Source organism: Sphingobium sp. TomTYG46 (genome assembly GCF_055396345.1).
In genome coordinates this window covers 593633-610326 of record NZ_AP027325.1, presented here as the reverse complement: position 1 = coordinate 610326, position 16694 = coordinate 593633, and the positions used below count along the sequence as shown (strand labels likewise).

General features: G+C 62.0%; 17 protein-coding genes. 6 read left to right on the top strand and 11 right to left on the bottom strand.

Features of this window, described 5'->3' with window-relative positions; genetic code table 11:
• Nucleotides 1-19: 19 nt before the first annotated feature.
• The 5 genes from ACZ5YV_RS16080 to ACZ5YV_RS16060 are packed head-to-tail and all read right to left on the bottom strand — an operon-like array spanning nt 20 to nt 4424.
• Nucleotides 20-772, bottom strand: coding sequence for an SDR family NAD(P)-dependent oxidoreductase (locus ACZ5YV_RS16080; RefSeq protein ID WP_464789391.1), 753 nt, complete (start codon nt 770-772; stop codon nt 20-22).
• Nucleotides 769-1890, bottom strand: coding sequence for a Gfo/Idh/MocA family protein (locus ACZ5YV_RS16075; protein ID WP_464789390.1), 1122 nt, complete (start codon nt 1888-1890; stop codon nt 769-771). Before ACZ5YV_RS16075 ends, ACZ5YV_RS16080 begins: the two co-directional genes overlap by 4 nt.
• Complete coding sequence (locus ACZ5YV_RS16070; RefSeq protein WP_464789389.1) at nt 1887-2744, bottom strand: sugar phosphate isomerase/epimerase family protein; 858 nt, start codon at nt 2742-2744, stop codon at nt 1887-1889. The genes ACZ5YV_RS16075 and ACZ5YV_RS16070 overlap by 4 nt, the downstream gene beginning before the upstream one ends.
• Complete coding sequence (locus ACZ5YV_RS16065) at nt 2741-3154, bottom strand: VOC family protein (protein ID WP_464789388.1); 414 nt, start codon at nt 3152-3154, stop codon at nt 2741-2743. The genes ACZ5YV_RS16070 and ACZ5YV_RS16065 overlap by 4 nt, the downstream gene beginning before the upstream one ends.
• A 4-nt stretch (nt 3155-3158) precedes the next feature.
• On the bottom strand, nt 3159-4424 hold the full coding sequence (locus ACZ5YV_RS16060; RefSeq protein ID WP_464789387.1) for a DUF1214 domain-containing protein: 1266 nt from the start codon (nt 4422-4424) through the stop codon (nt 3159-3161).
• Nucleotides 4425-4665: 241 nt separating this feature from the next.
• Between ACZ5YV_RS16060 and ACZ5YV_RS16055 the strand changes: the two genes are divergently transcribed.
• Nucleotides 4666-5736 (top strand): hypothetical protein, encoded by a 1071-nt coding sequence (locus tag ACZ5YV_RS16055; RefSeq protein WP_464789386.1) that lies wholly within the window; start codon nt 4666-4668, stop codon nt 5734-5736.
• Between the two features lie 69 nt (nt 5737-5805).
• Here the strand turns inward: ACZ5YV_RS16055 and ACZ5YV_RS16050 are convergent, their stop codons facing one another.
• Nucleotides 5806-6216: a nuclear transport factor 2 family protein gene (locus ACZ5YV_RS16050; RefSeq protein ID WP_464789385.1), complete on the bottom strand. Its 411-nt coding sequence runs from the start codon at nt 6214-6216 to the stop codon at nt 5806-5808.
• Nucleotides 6217-6396: 180 nt separating this feature from the next.
• Between ACZ5YV_RS16050 and ACZ5YV_RS16045 the strand changes: the two genes are divergently transcribed.
• From ACZ5YV_RS16045 to ACZ5YV_RS16030, 4 genes are read left to right on the top strand one after another with little or no spacing between them, the layout of a single operon-like run.
• Nucleotides 6397-7476 (top strand): Rieske 2Fe-2S domain-containing protein, encoded by a 1080-nt coding sequence (locus ACZ5YV_RS16045; protein ID WP_464789384.1) that lies wholly within the window; start codon nt 6397-6399, stop codon nt 7474-7476.
• Between the two features lie 12 nt (nt 7477-7488).
• Nucleotides 7489-8352, top strand: a complete 864-nt coding sequence (locus tag ACZ5YV_RS16040) for an SDR family NAD(P)-dependent oxidoreductase (protein WP_464789383.1) — start codon at nt 7489-7491, stop codon at nt 8350-8352.
• A 10-nt stretch (nt 8353-8362) separates the two neighbouring features.
• The gene (locus tag ACZ5YV_RS16035; RefSeq protein WP_464789382.1) at nt 8363-9115 is read left to right on the top strand and encodes an SDR family NAD(P)-dependent oxidoreductase; all 753 of its coding nucleotides are present in this window, start codon (nt 8363-8365) and stop codon (nt 9113-9115) included.
• 30 nt (nt 9116-9145) lie between these two features.
• A complete protein-coding gene (locus tag ACZ5YV_RS16030) occupies nt 9146-9946 on the top strand; it encodes a sugar phosphate isomerase/epimerase family protein (RefSeq protein ID WP_464789381.1) in 801 nt (266 codons plus the stop codon).
• An 83-nt stretch (nt 9947-10029) separates the two neighbouring features.
• Here ACZ5YV_RS16030 and ACZ5YV_RS16025 read toward each other — a convergent pair whose 3' ends face one another.
• From ACZ5YV_RS16025 to ACZ5YV_RS16005, 5 genes are all read right to left on the bottom strand, one after another.
• The gene (locus tag ACZ5YV_RS16025; protein WP_460988658.1) at nt 10030-11172 is read right to left on the bottom strand and encodes an LLM class flavin-dependent oxidoreductase; all 1143 of its coding nucleotides are present in this window, start codon (nt 11170-11172) and stop codon (nt 10030-10032) included.
• Nucleotides 11173-11247: 75 nt separating this feature from the next.
• Entirely contained in the window at nt 11248-12324 is a 1077-nt protein-coding gene (locus tag ACZ5YV_RS16020) for a helix-turn-helix transcriptional regulator (protein ID WP_464789380.1), read from the bottom strand.
• Between the two features lie 55 nt (nt 12325-12379).
• Nucleotides 12380-14674 carry a TonB-dependent receptor gene (locus ACZ5YV_RS16015; protein WP_464789379.1) on the bottom strand — a complete coding sequence of 765 codons (2295 nt, stop codon included), beginning with the start codon at nt 14672-14674 and terminating at the stop codon, nt 12380-12382.
• Between the two features lie 88 nt (nt 14675-14762).
• Nucleotides 14763-15191 (bottom strand): nuclear transport factor 2 family protein, encoded by a 429-nt coding sequence (locus tag ACZ5YV_RS16010; protein WP_464789378.1) that lies wholly within the window; start codon nt 15189-15191, stop codon nt 14763-14765.
• A 14-nt stretch (nt 15192-15205) separates the two neighbouring features.
• Entirely contained in the window at nt 15206-15736 is a 531-nt protein-coding gene (locus ACZ5YV_RS16005) for a nuclear transport factor 2 family protein (protein WP_464789377.1), read from the bottom strand.
• 177 nt (nt 15737-15913) lie between these two features.
• Here ACZ5YV_RS16005 and ACZ5YV_RS16000 point away from each other — a divergent pair, with 177 nt between their 5' ends.
• Nucleotides 15914-16687, top strand: coding sequence for an SDR family oxidoreductase (locus tag ACZ5YV_RS16000; protein ID WP_464789376.1), 774 nt, complete (start codon nt 15914-15916; stop codon nt 16685-16687).
• Nucleotides 16688-16694: the final 7 nt, after the last annotated feature.

The window sequence follows — 16694 nt, the reverse complement described above, 5'->3', positions numbered from 1 at the left end:
TCTGCCTATGTGCGCGCAATCAGCCTGAGATTGTATAGCCACCGTCAACAGCCAGGGTCTGACCGGTAATCCAGGCCGCGCCGGGGCTCGAAAGGAAAAGGATCGCATTGGCGATATCTTCGGGCGCACCGGGACGGCCCAGCGGCGTTCTGGCGAGCGTCGGCGCCATCCAATCCTCTTGCGCGAATGTCCCCTCAGTCATGCGGCTGCGAGTCAGCCCTGCCGCGACCGCGTTGACGCGGATACCGCGCTCTCCCCATTTCACCGCCAGCGTTCGGGTCAGGCCGAGCAGGCCGGTCTTGGCAGCGCCATAGCCCGGCACAATCGGAATGCCGAAATAGCTGCTCATCGACGCGATGCCGACGACGCTTGCACCGCCTGCCATGTTGCTTTGAGCCAGCAGGTCCGCGCTCTGCCGCGCCATGCGGAAAGCGCCAATCAGCAGCATGTTGACGGAGCGCGCGAAAACATCAGGCTCATATTCGTCAAGGCCGAGACTGGGCAGCGCCACCCCGGCGTTGTTCACCAGAATGTCGAGCTTATCCAGGCTGGCCGCCACCGCGTCGATGCTCTTGCCGTCCTCTATGTCCATCTGGAGATAGCGGTAGCCGGACAGGTCGCCCCCATATTCGTCGGCACTGCCGCGCGTGCCGGTAATCGTCACATTCGCTCCTGCTTCGCGATAGGCAGCTGCTGCTGCGGCGCCTATGCCGCTGGTGCCGCCAGTGACAAGGACATGCGCCCCGGAAAAATCATAGGATGGGTTCGTCATACAGTCTCCACTTCAACCCAGCGGCCTTCCGCTGCGGAAAGGCGCGCAGCATCGAGCACGGCCTGTCCTGCCGCCGCATCAAGAAAATCGCCCGCCGGATCAGGCAGCGGCGGCGTGCGCCCTTCGATCCTGGCCTTCATCTGGCGGAACAGCTTGGCATAAGGCGCTACATCGAACCCCTGCGTGTGCCAGCGATCCATTTCCGTCTGGATCAACTCGGCGACGGCAAAGGGTTCGGGCGCTGGATTGACCAGTTCGGCAGGCATCGGAACCTGCCGCGCGCCGTTCCCGTCCTTGATCCACACCTCTTCGGGATCGCCAAAGGCGTTGCCGGACTGAATCCAGGCGGCACCCTTCGTCCCTGCCACCTTGGTCGCCATGACGAACGGGCCGGGGAAGCTCATCGCCGCCTCTATCACGCCCATGCATCCGCTCGCGGTCCTGAATTGCACATTATAATAGTCGTCGGACGTCATTGCGGGGCGGGTCGTGGAAAGCTTGCGCAAGATCGCGTTGACCGCCACGATCTCTCCCAAGGTCGAACGAACCTGATCGATCATGTGCGTGCCGAAAGCGCCCAGGAAGCCGCCGCCTTGCGCAGCATCGGTCCACCAATCGGCCAGAGGCTCTTCCTCGCCCGTGCCCGGCTGCTGGTAGATGCGGCTGAACATCAGCGGATCGCCGATCAGGCCATCCTGCACCACGCGCCGCAGCAGCGCCTGCGCGCTGTCGAACCGGAACTCCGCGCCCAGGGCGTGGACGACGCCAGCCTTGTTCGCTGCATCCAGCATCTCGCGCGCCTGCGCCAGATCGCGCGCAAAGGGCTTCTCGCACATCACGTTACGTCCGGCGGCGATCGCCTGCATCACCGGCGTGTAGTGCGCGTGCGGCGGCGTCGCGACCGTCACCAGGCGGATCGCCGGATCGTCGGCGAGCACCTGCTCCAGATTATCGGATGCCAGCGGGATGCCGAGGGGAGCCGCACGCTCCGCCGTGCGTTCCCTGTTGCGCCCGACAATAGCACGAACCTCGAAGCCCGCCTCCCGCAGCGCCCCGACATGCGTGAACAGGCCAAAGCCGGTGCCTACGACGACCGCGCCTATTTCTTCTCCACTCATTGTACTTCTCTGGCCTTTCTGATGATGTCGCGGGCTGCTGGCGCCCATGAGGCGATGGCTTCATCCATCGGCGCTGCACTGGTCGCAGCGGAAAAAATCTCGACCGAAATAGGCGCAATCGCCCCGATTCGATCGAGCGTGCGGATGAAACGGGTGAGGTCAAAGCTGCCCTGTCCCGGCACAAGACGGGCGGTCATCGTTTCGTGCATCAGGTCGGATTGCGGCTGCGCGGGCGCGTCGTTTATCTGGATAGTGTGGATGCGCGACCCCGGAATGCGCTCCAGCAGATCAAAGTTCGCCCCGCTGCGGAAGAAATGCCAGCTGTCGAGGGTCAGGCCGCCATTGGGCCTGCCCGCCGCCTGAACGATCGCCCAAGCACTCGCCAGGTCAGGGATGCCGCCAAAGGGAAGGAACTCGATATGCGCCTTCATGCCATGGCGGGCGGCCAGGTCGCACAACTCGGCAAAGGCTTCCGCAGCCTCATCGAGTGACGGCGTGACGCCCATCATCTCCACCGCCGTGACGGAGGGTGACCCGATGCGCGCGGCGGTTTCCATAACGCGGTCGGGCGTCATCGAGCGGAGCAGGGCGGCCATAGGGGCATCACCCCCAGCGCTGCGATGGCTGGGCAGCCAACAGGCCGTGCAATCCATCTCCATCACGGCCAAGCCATGATCCGCTATCCGCATGCCGATGTCGGCGGCATTCATCCCCGCCTCTTCCAAAGCCCAGATGTCGCCGGGCATCAGCGATATGGCGGAAAACCCGGCTGCCCGAGCGGGCGCCAGCCGTTCCAGCAGCGGAACATGGATGAAGGGCGGGGCAGACAGGATGAGCATCGGATCGTGCGTCATGCCTGATCCAGACGGAAATTCAGTTCCAGGATGATCCCGTTCCGCTCTTCCACGAATAGTTGGCAGAGATTGGCCGGCGGATAATCCTTGCGCACGACGCCAAGACCGGCGGTTTCCAGTCGCGCGAACATCGTGGGCAGGTCGTCGCATTCCAACGCCACATGATGCACAGCGCCGCGGCCCCGCGCAGGGGTGAAGGGAAACGCATCATCACTGGGATAGCGGCCCTCGACAGGGCCGATATGGATGATCGGACGACCGTCAGGATCATATATCCAGCACCCCTTGTCGATGGACTCCGCCCCCGGCGCGACATCGGCGCGAAGGCCCAGCACGTCGCGGAAGAAGGCGGCGGTGCCGGGCACGTCGGCTGTCCGGATGTTCACATGGTCAAGTGTTCGTACAGTCATGACATCAATCCACGAACTGGCCGGTCAGGATTGCCGCGCCTGGATCCAGCGCACCCGTCCCCTCTGCTTCCAGCCGGACAAGCGGTAGACGCCAGAGATTGACGTCGGCCGTGCTTTCGGTTCGCACCAGCCGAAGCCCCCAAATGCCCCTTCCATGCCCATAGCTATTCACCCAGTTGCCGCCGAGGCCGGGGTCGCGCTCGGCGATGATGATACGGACCCGGCCATCAGGCTCAGCGACGAAGCGGTAGTTGTTCACCCATCCGTTGCCATCCTCGAACGTGTCGAGATTTTCCTGCCACATGTTGCAGATCTGGAAGTTCCAATATTCGCACTCAGGCGGCACGAATTCCAGCACCAGCGCTTCGTCCAGCCCCTTTTCCCAACCGCCAAAGGCGACGTGGCGGTCGGGCACGCCACCGTTCGACAGATATTGCGCGCGGCTATAATCCAGCCGGTTCAGCTTCGCCGCGAAATTGCCCTGTGTGCCGTTCCACCAGTTCCGCACCAGTTCCGCATAGCCCAGCACGCCCTGCGCGGCCCATGCCAGATTGTTCGCCATCAGCGCGGGCGTCACGGGTTCAGGCGCCGCGCCATCCATCCGCTCGATCCGCAAGCCCGGAGCGATTTCCTTTTCCCGGTCGCTCCAGACCAGCCGGATGAGGATGCAGTTGGTATCGGGTTGCAACTTCAGCCAATTCTTGCCTTCGCCGGGATCATTTTGCGACAGGATGATCTCGAACGTCCCGTCATCTTCGATATGAAGCTGCTGACTGCCCAGGAAGCCGGTGGTTTTCAGGTTGGAAGGGTCGAACTGTTTCAATCCCTCTACGCCGAGTTGCGCCCAATCACGCGCGCCCAAATCGTCGGGCGCTGGCGCGGTCAATATGGCGAAGATGAAATAGGGTATGGTCCCGCGCGTGCCGATGATCCGGTAATCGCGGGCCTCATCGAACTGGCACATCAGATGGTCCTGATCGACCGTCTGCACGTTGATCGACTGGCGCCATACCATGTCGCGCAGGCGCGGCCGGGTGGGTTCGGCATTTTCGATCAGCCGCTCGAAGCTCGACCGGGCGACCCGCGTCAGAAAACGATACCATTCTGCCCTGTCCAGATCGGACGGATCATCGCCGAACCGGTCTATCATTTTACCGGCGACTTTCAGGACGTCGCAGAAATCTTCCCACGACTGGCCGGACAACAGCCGTTGGGCGGCCCGCGATTCAATCTCGCGCTTGTCCATCGGTCCTTTCAAGGCGTCAGTCATCGCGCCACATCCTCTCCTTATTTGATGGAGGAAGGTGCCATCATCCCTGTCGCGCGGCCAGCCAATCTTCTGTCGATACCGTGCCATTATCCTTCCTGTGTGACGCAAAACATCCCGACCGGGGCCGATGGACATTTCCGTGCCAACCAGGATTGACCAAAAAGTTATAATACGATAACTTTACGGCATTCAAAGGCGGATGGAATGATTCGCCCGACATTTGGAGAGGAGTTGCAGAATCATGTTGAGCAATGAGCAGAAGCGGCGGTTGTCCGACATGCTGCAGCCTGTTTCCCCGCCTCGTGAGGTAAGCAACGTATACACCGAGGATCAACGTCGGCGGCTGCTGGATGTCGTCCATAGCGGCGCCTGGAAGCTCATCATCGCGCAGCATTTTCCGACGCCGGAATCTCTGATCGCCACCTTCGCGGGCGGTTTTCCGGAAGGGTTCGAGCCGACGCTCGACATGTTCCTGACGCCGACATTCCGCGGCTTCTACGCCAATTATTCGACCTGCATGTACCCGGAGATTCAGGATACCTTCTACAATCCGACGTTCCTGGAATATGCCAAGTCTTACTGGAACGCTGATTATGCCAAGCCGCAGATGATGCTGTTCAACGTGAACGGTCCCTGCGGCAATACTGATCCGGGTCATCTGGATTCGCCCAGCTTCCGTGGCGTTCGCTATGAAAACTCGCCCACATGGCTATGTTCGATCATGGGCCGGTCGGGCCTGTTCCAGGACTATCTGATCAAGATGGCTCAGGTGATCACCTGGTTCAGCCATGATCCCAATAGCGGCTTCACCTATTGGCCCAAGGGTCCGCTGGAAAAGCCCGCGCGGTTGCAACCGCCCGTCTATAACCGTGGCGTCGTTGTGCAGAACGAAATGCTCGTCCATCGCGGCGAAGCCAACGGCCCGATCGAGCGCCGCAAGCCGAAGGGGCTGGGCTTTGATTCCATGTTCAGCGGCGAACCGGGCAACCCCGATGGCTGGCTGGTAAAGACCGGGGACGAGGTCATCGAGCGTTATCATACCGACGATTTGCGCTTCCTGGTCCACTGGTCGGCGGAAGTGTTCGAAGATTATGCCGAGCTTAAGAAGAACATGGATGGGTCTGATAACCTCAGCTATGATCAGGTGTTCGACACGCTGATCAAGGATGTCCGCTCGCGCGGTTTCCAGATTGAGATGCCGACCGATCCGATCAACGATCCGGTTTTCATCAAGGCATTGAACGCCGCTTATGATTATGGTGGCCCGGCCGAATATCCGGCCGAAGCGCCGCGTGAGCTGGTTGCCGCCTGAGCGCGAGCGGACAGCAAGAGTAGGACGAAGGGGCGTCCCGTCAGGGCGCCCCTTTTTCATGGCCTCCGTTCAGGGGGCTGGTTCCATGTCCTCCGGACCCCAATAGGCCTTCAGGCTGGTGATCTTTCCCTCTCCATCGAACGTGCAGACATCCAGCGACCTGATGAGCAGGCGCGGGCCTTCCGGCGGTTGAAACGTCACATCGAACACGAGCGCGGCCGCATTAGCATGCGATCCCCGGATCGGTGCGACCGGTCGGATATATGTGTCAAAAGCGATCGTGTCGCTGAACCATGCGCGGATTTCCTCGCCGGTTTTGGGCGGAGAACCGACCGGGTCCTCGATCACCGCATTGGACGCGAACAGCGCGAGAACGCCGTCCCGATCGCCCGCGTTGATCCGATCCACATAGGCCTGAAGCGCGGCCCGCATGTGCGCCTGGTTAGGTCCCGGCACGCCGGGTGGGGAGGATTCAGCCATATCCTGTTTACCTCGTTATCCATAGAGTCATAACGGCGTTGAACCGCGCATTTAACATATGATCTTGCCTTTATAATGATGTTTTGCGTAGAAAGAGGAAGATTTCAAAAAGGCTATAAGCGAGGCTGTGACTCGCCGCATTAGCTGCTAATTTGCCATGGGCAGTGAGAGGATCAAGAAATGGCGACATCGTCGGACTATCGTCTGGGTGAATTCACCTTTCCGCGTGGGTGGTTCATGGTGGGTGAGAGCGCTGAGGCGACGAGCACGCCCAAGGCGATGCGCTATCTGGGCCAGGACATGGTGATGTACCGGGGCGAGAGCGGCAAGGTCTATGTGACGGAGGCCTATTGCCCGCACATGGGCGCGCATCTGGCGAAGAACACGACGAGCTATATCGTGCGCGATGGCGAGCAGGTGGAGGGCGAATCGATCCGCTGCCCCTTCCACGGCTGGCAATATGGCCCCGACGGCCAGTGCAAGAACATCCCCTATTCCGACTTCGTGCCCAAGGCAGCCAAGCTCAAGACCTTCCCGGCGATGGAACGCGCTGGCACGATCTGGATCTGGCATGATCCCGAAGGGCTCGAACCCAATTTCGACCTGCCCGACTTTGGCGGCCATTATGATGCGCCGGGCTGGGTCAACTGGAAGATCGACTATATGGGCGATCTCGACATCCACCCGATCGAGGTGGTCGATAACATGGCCGACTTTGGCCACTTCATCCCGATCCATGGCGCGAAGGACTTTGTCTACTTCGCCAATGAGTTCAAGGACCATATCGTCCACCAATATTATGCCGCCGGGCACCGCACGCTGACGCTCAATCCCGAAGATGTGCTGACGCTCGACACCTGGTACACCGGCCCCTCGATCCTCCAATCGGAGATGGCCGGGACGTTCGACAGCTTCATCATGATCACCCACACGCCGATCGAGGATGGCAAGATCCGCGTCTGGCATGGCCTGATGGTGCAGGTGAATGACGGCTCCGCGCCCGTCACCGATGAGCTGCGCGCCGCCGCGCTGGAATATCAGGAAGGCAGCCGCCTAGCCTTCGCGCAGGATGTCGAGATCTGGCAGAATAAGCGGGCGTGCCTCAACCCGCTCGTCATCCCCAATGACGGCCCCTATGGCAAAGTTCGGACCTGGTACAAGCAGTTCTACAACTCGCGGGACAAGACCCCCGACATGCACAAGCGCACCAATGGCCTGCATGTCACACTTGATAAGCGTAGTTCCACGCAGGCGGCATAAGGAGAAAATAAAATGGAGAGAAGTGAACGTCCGGTCGCGATCGTCACCGGAGCCAGCCGAGGCGCGGGTCGCGGAATTGCGGTGGCGCTGGGAGAGAAGGGCTATCGCGTCTATGTGACGGGCCGCTCCGTCCGCGAAGGCGATGCGGAACTGCCCGGGACCATCGGCGCGACGGCGGCGCAGGTCGATGCGGCAGGTGGCGAGGGCCGCGCGGTGCAGGTCGATCATGCCGACGAGGGTGCGATTGCCGCCCTGTTCGAACGTGTGCGGGACGAAAGCGGCAGGCTCGACATATTGGTCAACAATGTCGCCGCCCTGAATGACGACCTCGTCAAGCCCGGCCCCTTCTGGGAAAAATCCCCCGGCCTCGTCGATATATTGAACGTCGGCCTACGGTCCCATTATCTGGCGAGCTGGCACGCCGCGCGCATGATGGTTCCGGCTGGCAGCGGCCTCATTGCCTTTACCTCCTCCTTCGGGTCGGTCTGCTATATGCACGGCGCTGCTTATGGCGCGCAGAAGGCTGGCGTGGACAAGTTCGCCGCTGACATGGGCGTGGATTTCCGGGGAACCGGGGTCGCGGCGATCGCGCTCTGGATGGGGCCTCTGCACACCGAGCGCAGCGCCCGCACGCTGTCTGAACATCCTGAGCAATATGAGAAGTTCATGGCCGATGCCGAGACGCCCGAATTCAATGGCCGGGTGATCGCCGCGATCCATGACGATCCGAACCGGGACGAACTGAACGGCCAGACGCTGATCACGGCAGAGATTGCGCAGCGATATGGCATCACCGAAGCTGGCGGGCGCACCCCGCCATCCTATCGGGCGATGCTGGGCGATCCGCGCATCCCGCACCCTGCCATAGTGGCTTAAGGAGCAGACAATGGACCTTGGCCGCCGCTTTGCAGGCAAGTCGATTATCGTCACCGGTGCGGCGTCTGGCATAGGCCGCGCGACGGCGATCCGTCTGGCCGCCGAGGGTGGCCGGGTGCTCGCGGTGGATCTGGATGAGAAGGGGCTGGAAACGCTAAGGCAGGAACAGCCGGATATCGCCATCCGCGCTGGATCGGTTGCTGACGAACCCACTGCCCGCTCGATCGTGGCGCAGTGGGTCGAAGAGGCCGGGCAACTCGACGTCCTCGTCAACATGGCGGGCATCATCCGGTCGAGCCATGCGGCAACGACCGACTATGAAGCCTTCATGTCCATCATCGCGGTCAATATGGGCAGCACATTCCTGATGTGTCGCGAAGCCTTGCCGCATCTGGAAAAGGCGAAGGGCAACATCGTCAACGCCGCGTCCACCTCCAGCCATTTCGGCCACCCCTTCCTCACCGGCTATGCCGCCAGCAAGGGCGCGGTCGCCGCTTACACCCAGAGCCTCGCCTGGGAATATGTCAAGCGCGGCGTGCGGGTGAATGCTGTCGCGCCGGGCGGCATCGAAACGCCGCTCGCCAACAGCGTCCAAACCGGCATGGTGGAAGGCGCCGATTGGGAGTTGTATAATCATCTCGGCCCGATCAATGGATTTGCGACCCCAGACAAGATTGCGGGCGTCATCGCCATGCTGGCGAGTGAGGATGGAGGGCACATGAATGGCGCAATCGTGCGCGTTGACGGGGGCGTTCACGCCTGAACTCTCGGGCGTGGCAGGGGGCTGGTTCTCATGACGCCCCCTCCTCAGAATGGCTTTTGCCTGGACCATCTTTCGCTGGTGAACCTCGACGCCCTGACGGTGATCGAGGCCGCCGCCAGTGCAGGCTTCACCGCCGTCAGCCTGTTCGTGACCCCGATCCCGATCAGCCCGACGCCTGACCTCATCCTGGACAAGAGGGGGCGCAAGGCGGTGATTTCCGCATTGCGCGATACCGGCCTGCGAGCAGGCGTCATCGAGCCTTTCATGCTCGATGCCGACCCCGATTGGGGGCTGCTGGAAAGCAGCGCCGAACTGACCGCCGAATTGGGCGGGACCGTCAATATATTGGGCCTCGACCCGGATCATGCACGGCTGCGGGAGTCGCTGGCGCGCATGGTGGAGATTTGCCAGCGGACGGGTGCTCCCGCCATTATCGAGCCCTATCCGCTATCCTCGATCCGGTCGCCTTCACAGGCGCTTGAGATTGCCCATTCCCTAGGCGCCGAGGTGGGCCTGTGCATCGACACGCTCCACGTTATCCGCAGCGGCGGAAGCTGGGACGATGTGGCCTGCCTGCCGCCTGAGCGTATCCGCCATGTCCAGTTGAACGACGGCCCGATCGAGCCGCCGCATGACCGCGTCAACGAAGCGGTGTTCGACCGCCTGCTGCCCGGTGAAGGTGAGTTCGGCCTCGGGGCGCTCCTCCCGCTGCTTCCGGCCCATGCGACCATAGCCGTGGAAGCGCCGTCGCGTGCCTTGGCGACTGGGGAGCCGCACGAACGCGCGGCGCGGCTGATGCAAGCGATGATTGCCCTGTACGCGCAGGGCTAGCCTATCGTCCTATATCAGCCCGAACGGTGTTGGGATCCTCGCGGTGTTCCGGGCGGAGCGCACTGCCCCGCCCGGGAAATCCATCATTCGGCAGCCAGCGTCGCCTGCTCACGGAAATAGGGGATTACCTTCTCGCCGATATTGCGGATGGTCTCCATGATCACTTCATGCGGGATGCCGCCCATCTGGAACATGAAGAGGATTTCGTCGGCGCCCGCATCCTGAAGGCGCTTGACCTGCCGGATGCAATCTTCCGGCGTGCCATAGGCATCTTCGACAACCTCGAAGGATTCGGTGTGGTGGCCACCGATGGTGATCTTCTCTTCCGACAGCCAGGCCACCGTTTCTTCCTTGTGGCGCTGAAGCGCGGCAAGGCTTTCGCTCGCGTCCAGGTCCTCCACATCGGGAGCGGGGCCGCCCGAATACCAGTGGCCCAGCGATTCCACGAAGAAGCGCTGTCCGCGAAGGCCGATCCTGCGCGCCTTCTCCCGGTCTTCCAGAACCACGGCGGGGCAAAGGGCCGCGAGATGCTCGGTCGGACGGTAGCCAACCTGATCCTCGGCCTTCCGGTTCTTGAAGGCCTCACGATAAATGGCGTTCTTCTGCGCGATGTCGCTCGGTCCGGCAAAACCCAGCACCAGCGCGCCGATGCCACGCGATCCGGCGGTGGTCAGCGTGTCGGCGCGGGTGCAGGCCATGTAGATCGGCGGATGCGGGTCCTGCATCGGGCTGGGATGGATCGGGCGGAACGGGATTTTCACGAACTGGCCATCATGTTCGATCTCGCCATGCTTCAGGATCTTGGGGATCAGATACATGCTCTCGTCGATCATCGGCGGCAGATCTTCGAGATTATAGCCGAAGGTGCCCGCTTCCTGCTGCGTCCCGCCCTTGCCCATGCCGAAATGCACGCGGCCATTTGACAGGATGTCCAGCGTGGCGATGCGTTCAGCGACCTTCACCGGGTGGTTCATCGCGGGTGGCAGGCAGACGACGCCATGGCCGATGCCGATGCGCGAGGTGCGCCCGGCGAGATAGGCGAGGAAAGTTTCCGGTGCGGACATGTGCGCATATTGCGTCAGCGCGGTATGCTCAACGGCCCAGATCGTGTCGAAGCCCATTTCCTCGGCATGGATGGCTTGCTCGATAATGTCGCGGAACACCTGCTGTTCGTTCTGGCGCGACGTGTCCGCCATCTGCGCTTCGTAAATGATCGAGAATTTCATCATCTTCTCCACAAAACTTTCTGATCGTGGAGACAGGCTATGCCGAGTGCCGTGCCGCTACATCATCCAAATGGATCAGATTTCAGACTCACTGCTGACGGAACGCAGCAGCGTGACCAGTTCGACCTGCCGATGCGTGTTGGTCTTGGCAAATATCGCGCGCAGATGGGATCGCGTCGTATTGTAGGCGATGCCCAAAGCGTCCGCCGCGTCCGCCAACGTGGCGCCCTGCGCCAGATGAACGGCAAGGCCCGCTTCCGCCCGTGTGAGTTGGAATCGTTCGCGCAACAGCTCTTCCGATGGACCGGCGGGTCGGCTGGGGTCCGCAATGAACAGGGCGATCCAGGCTCCGTCGCCATAGGCGGAGGAAGGGATGGCCCGCGCCCGCGCATGCAGCGGCTGCCCGACGGTAGAGGCGATTTCGAACAGGATTTCCTCGCCCAGTGGCGGCGGAGAGGAAAGGATGCGGTTGATCGCCGCAGCGCTGGAACCGGTCCTGGCCTCCAGCTTGCCATGCTGCTCGGAAACGATGGCGCCATCTTCCAGCATATGCGTGGCGAGCGTGTTGCGGCGCAGGATGCGGCCTTCCCGATCAAGGATCAGGGTCGCTACCGCCAAACCAGCCATGGCGCTGCTGAACAGTTGGCTTTCCGCCTGGGTACTTGTGAGCCGCGCGTGAAGGTCGAGCGCGATGCGCAGGTGCGGGATCAGCCGTTCGAGCAATTCCCGTTCTGTGTCGCCAAATTGCGCTTGGCCTTCGTCCCGCGTCAGGCGCAGCCGGACGGCGATATCAGGCAGACGATGCAGGTCTACGCCCAGAATTTCACTGCTGCGCGCCACGTCCAGCCAGTCGCGGAAGCGCGCCGGGACATGGTGCACGAAATCACGGAAGGAAACGACTTGCCCCTCGGGCAGGCCGACGAAGGGATCGGCCTGCGAGATGCGCTGATATTCCTGTGTGCGCTCCGGGTCCGCGCCGGGGGTGACATGGGCATCGATCCCGGCACTCCCCCGACCGATCAGCAGCGTGGCAAAGGTCGTGTCGGTGATGGCCGCCAGCGCCCGCAGGAAATCCTCCCACGGCGGTGATCGCGTCAGCCCGCCGTAGAGCGTCTGCAACAGGTCGGCAAAGGCGGTGTCATCGCTCATCATTCAGATTCCGCCTCCAGCCTCGACGATGGCAGCCACCGTCGAGGCCGTACCCGGTTCAGCGTCGCAGGGCCAGCGTCACGCTGTAGCGGCGGGGCGGCGAATAATAGGCCTCCGTAAAGCCGAAGCTGGTCGATGCATCATAGCCCGCCGTGATGATTCGGCGATCGGTGATGTTATCCACCCCCACGCGCACCGACACGCCGCTGTCTGCAAAGCGCAGTTCGGCGCTGGCGTTGAGGATCGCATGATCGGGCTGCCGCAGGAGCGCTGTGTTTTCCGCGTCGACAAAGACCTGGCTCTTATAGGCTGCGTCCAGTCGCAGGACGCCTTCCACATTGTCGCTGAGCGGCGCCTGATAGACCGCGCTGGCATTGGCCGTGATATCGGGCGCCTGCTTCAGCTTGCGGTTGCTGACATCCGTGGGCACGCCTCCAATGACTGACACATATTCCAGATATTTGGCATCCAGCAAGCCGAGCGCGCCAGTGACGGTGAAGCGCGGCGAAACCTTGAACGCGCCTTCCAGCTCGATCCCCTGAATGCGTGAACGGCCCGCATTCTCGTTGCGGACGACGATCAGGCCGGTCGTCGGGCTGACGGTCGATACCAGTATCTGCTGGTCGCGATATTCGTTGCGGAACACGGCAAGGTTGATGGTGGCGATGCGGCCGAATCCTGCCTTCAGCCCTGCTTCGTAGGAGGTCAGATGTTCCGGATCATAGGAACCGATTTCCTCCAGCGACGTAGGCCGCCCGTTGAACCCGCCCGACCGGAAGCCTCGCGAATAGGACATATAGGTCATCAGGTTCGGCCGGAACTTGTAGGAAAGCGAGGCGCGCGGCGTGAAGGCGTCCCAGCTCTTTTCCAGCGTATAGCTTGGCGTCCCCGCCAGCAGCGGCTCGCCCGAATAAATGCGGATCGCGGATTGGGAAAACTTCTTCTTCTCCCACGTATATCGCGCGCCCAGTTCCAGCGAGAGGCCGTCGGTCAGTTCATAATTGCCATTCGCGAACAGCGCGAGATTGTCGGTGCGCTGCCGGTTGCGGAAGTCGATGTTGAAATCGAGCGACGACGCGGGAATGGCAAATGGCGGGAAGGGTACAGGGAAAGGATCAAGCCCCGCAGCCACCAGCGCCGGAAAAAGCCCATCCGCGACGATCAGCCGCGTATTGTCCCGCGTCTTTTCGCGATAGGCGAACGCGCCCAGCAACAATGTGCCGCGCCCGCCAAGGTCGAGCGACAGCTGCAATTCCTGGCTGATCTGCCGCGCCCGCTCGTCATGAATGTCGCCCGCATAGTTGACCGCCGACGACGCGTCGCCGTCACGGCCGAACAACGCATCGACATAGCGATAGGCGGTGATCGACTTCAACGTCGCCCCGCCCAGATCCTTGGTCAGCGTCAGCGATGCGTTCACCGCGTCGGTCTGATCCTTGTTCAGCTCCGCATTGCTGTCGGTACGGTCGATGTCGCCCGGCACGGTGCAGCAGGGCGCGATGAAGGTCGATTGCAGGATAGAAAAGAAGGTCGGCGTGAAGGCGATCATGCTGTGCGGCGCGCTGTGCTGGCGCCGGTGCAGCCCATCGACCTGCAACACCGCGTCCAGCCCTTCGCCATCATAATGCAGCGCCAGCTTGCCCGCGACGACGTTGCGGTTGCCCAGATTGTCGCCGGACGGGATTTTCTGCCACCCCTCGCCAAACTCGCCCAGTGCCGCAACGCCCAGCGACCAGCTGTCCGACAGCGGTGTTTGCGCATAGACCCGACCGCGCACCGTGTTGAACGATCCATAGCGCAGGTCGGCTTCGATCTTCTGCTCCCGGCCCGGCACCGCCGACACGATGTTGATCGCGCCGCCCACCGTATTCTTCCCGAACAGCGTGCCCTGCGGCCCGCGCAGCACTTCGATCCGGTCGATGCCCAGCAATTCGGTCGTCGCGCCGAATGTGCGGGCGACATAGACGCCATCGATATAGACGCCGACGGCAGGATCGGATGTGATGATGAAGTCATTTTCGCCCACGCCCCGGATGAAGGGCGCGATGCCACCGCTATTGCCGCCCTGGCCCGGCGTGAACTGGATATTGGGCGCGATCTGGCTGATCTGCGTCACATTGTCGAGGCCCCGGCTGTTCAGAGCCGAAGCGTCCACCGCGCTCACCGCGATCGGCACATCCTGCAACCGTTCTTCGCGGCGGCGGGCCGTGACGACAATGTCACTGTCGCTGGCAGCGTCAGCTCCCGTCGCTGCCGTTTGCGACAGCGCGACCGCCGGTGCGGCCAGAGCGATCAGCGATACGATCGGATATAGCGTCTTGCGCATGCTTTCCTCCCCAAAAAAAAGCGTCATTCTGTTATTGCGGGCGACTATAACGTCGGTCGCCCCATTCTCTAGCGGGCTGCCGCAAAAATGCCGCATCTGTTGCATCCGTGCATCATTAAGATGCTACGGCATCTACCCAGGCTCGTTTCTGTGTTCGGCTGGCGAAGCACCATCCCGTGTCGGCTCGCGCGAGTTCGTCCTCATACCAAAGCCCGACATGATTGTGCTGCTCGCCTCCGTTGGGTCCTTTGGATGACATGACAACATGAGCGGCGGAGCGCACGGTCGCCCTATCTCCATCAAGATCGCACATGATGCTTGTCGTCGAATGATAGGTGCCCGCCAATCCTTCCACCACGGGCCGCAGAAACGCGATCAGCATATCGGCATCGCCACGCGGCCCGCCGAAAGCGGTGAAATCGACCCGCGCATCGTCAGCGAACAATGCGCGCAGGTCGTTCCACCGTTGTTGGTCGATGGCGTGGCAATAACGGGCCAGCAGGTCATGAATGACCAGCCGGTCAGCAACGTCCTGCGCGTTCATATGCGTGCTCCCCGTCAGGCGGCCCACTCGATCAAATGGCTGATGTCGCTGCGCTGTTCTGGCTTGCGGCCAGCGGTGGCGAGGTGGTGCGAGGTGATCTGCGCGTCGGTGGCCAGCGGACGGATCATTTCGAACACGCGATCATATTCGGTGCGCGCGATCTTCCACACGCCGTCTTCACGCCGATAGACGTCGCGGTAAATGGCGCTGCCGATGGTGTGGCTGCCCTGTTCCACATCGATGAAGATATCCTCCAGATACCATAGCCCCTCGGCGTCATTTTCGCCGGTCAGGGTGATTTCGGGCATGTGGCCGTGATGCATGGCGACCGCGCCGGAATGGAAGCTGTTCGCCAGAAACTCCAGCATATTGTCGCGGCCCGCCAGCCGGACGCGATAGGTGCCGCCACGATAATCGACGGTCAGGTCTTCCGTGAACAGGGTGCCGAGCAGCGCAAGATCGGCCGTGTCGATTCCCCGGAAATAACGATGCTTGAGGGTCCGGATATCTTCCAGATCGCTGAGCTGCTGCACAGTATAAGCCATCAAACCTCTCCATATGTGACGCGATATGCGCTTGTTATGAGCCCCCTATACCTGATCTGCGTAACAATCTGCAATGACCACTGCATTAAGTCTGGCGAAGGATGGCGCAGATTGAGTATGGGGCCTATCCATGCGATGCGCCCACTGCGCATTTCTCGAAAAGGAAAGGATAGGGCCGTGGGCGAAACGGGAGTTGGCAAGGTTGCGATCGTCACAGGCGGCACGCGCGGCATAGGCGCGGCGATTGTGCGGCGTTTGTTGGCGGAGGGCTATGCGGTAGCGACCTGCGGCCGAACTGCTCCGGATGAGCCGATCGGGATCGACGGAAAGACGGCGGAATTCGCATCCTGCGACATTCGCGATCCTGCGGCAGTGTCGGACTGGATTGCCCAACTTGTCGCGCGCCATGGCCGCATCGACCTCGTCGTCAACAATGCGGGCGGATCGCCGCAGGCCGACGCTGCGACGGCCAGCCCGCGCTTTTCCGAACGCATCCTGCAACTGAACCTGCTGGCCCCGCTGCATGTGGCGCAGGCCGCCTATCCGCATCTGAAGGCCGTGAGCGGATCGATCGTCAACATCGCCAGCGTGTCGGGCGCGCGCCCGTCGCCCGATACGGCGATCTATGGCGCGGCAAAGGCGGGCCTGCTCAGCCTTACCACCAGCCTGGCGCAGGAATGGGGGCCGGAGGTGCGGGTCAACGCGATCATCGTCGGCTTGATCGAGACCGAGACGGCTGAAATGACCTATGGTACGCAGGCCGCGCAGGATCGGATCGCGTCATCCATTCCGCTGAAGCGGATGGGCCGGGGCAGCGACATCGCCGAAGCGGTGGTGTTCCTGGGTTCGCCAGCCGCCGCTTATATCAGCGGCGCGCGCCTTGAAGTCCATGGCGGCGGCGAACGGCCGCTGTTCCTGGAAATTGTCAAGGAAGAGGCCGCGAAGGCCTGATAAAGAA

Coding starts and splice junctions, on each gene's coding strand:
- ACZ5YV_RS16080 (WP_464789391.1), bottom strand. CDS start 772: ATGACGAACCCATCCTATGATTTTTCCGGGGCGCATGTCCTTGTCACT.
- ACZ5YV_RS16075 (WP_464789390.1), bottom strand. CDS start 1,890: ATGAGTGGAGAAGAAATAGGCGCGGTCGTCGTAGGCACCGGCTTTGGC.
- ACZ5YV_RS16070 (WP_464789389.1), bottom strand. CDS start 2,744: ATGACGCACGATCCGATGCTCATCCTGTCTGCCCCGCCCTTCATCCAT.
- ACZ5YV_RS16065 (WP_464789388.1), bottom strand. CDS start 3,154: ATGACTGTACGAACACTTGACCATGTGAACATCCGGACAGCCGACGTG.
- ACZ5YV_RS16060 (WP_464789387.1), bottom strand. CDS start 4,424: ATGACTGACGCCTTGAAAGGACCGATGGACAAGCGCGAGATTGAATCG.
- ACZ5YV_RS16055 (WP_464789386.1), top strand. CDS start 4,666: ATGTTGAGCAATGAGCAGAAGCGGCGGTTGTCCGACATGCTGCAGCCT.
- ACZ5YV_RS16050 (WP_464789385.1), bottom strand. CDS start 6,216: ATGGCTGAATCCTCCCCACCCGGCGTGCCGGGACCTAACCAGGCGCAC.
- ACZ5YV_RS16045 (WP_464789384.1), top strand. CDS start 6,397: ATGGCGACATCGTCGGACTATCGTCTGGGTGAATTCACCTTTCCGCGT.
- ACZ5YV_RS16040 (WP_464789383.1), top strand. CDS start 7,489: ATGGAGAGAAGTGAACGTCCGGTCGCGATCGTCACCGGAGCCAGCCGA.
- ACZ5YV_RS16035 (WP_464789382.1), top strand. CDS start 8,363: ATGGACCTTGGCCGCCGCTTTGCAGGCAAGTCGATTATCGTCACCGGT.
- ACZ5YV_RS16030 (WP_464789381.1), top strand. CDS start 9,146: ATGACGCCCCCTCCTCAGAATGGCTTTTGCCTGGACCATCTTTCGCTG.
- ACZ5YV_RS16025 (WP_460988658.1), bottom strand. CDS start 11,172: ATGAAATTCTCGATCATTTACGAAGCGCAGATGGCGGACACGTCGCGC.
- ACZ5YV_RS16020 (WP_464789380.1), bottom strand. CDS start 12,324: ATGATGAGCGATGACACCGCCTTTGCCGACCTGTTGCAGACGCTCTAC.
- ACZ5YV_RS16015 (WP_464789379.1), bottom strand. CDS start 14,674: ATGACGCTTTTTTTTGGGGAGGAAAGCATGCGCAAGACGCTATATCCG.
- ACZ5YV_RS16010 (WP_464789378.1), bottom strand. CDS start 15,191: ATGAACGCGCAGGACGTTGCTGACCGGCTGGTCATTCATGACCTGCTG.
- ACZ5YV_RS16005 (WP_464789377.1), bottom strand. CDS start 15,736: ATGGCTTATACTGTGCAGCAGCTCAGCGATCTGGAAGATATCCGGACC.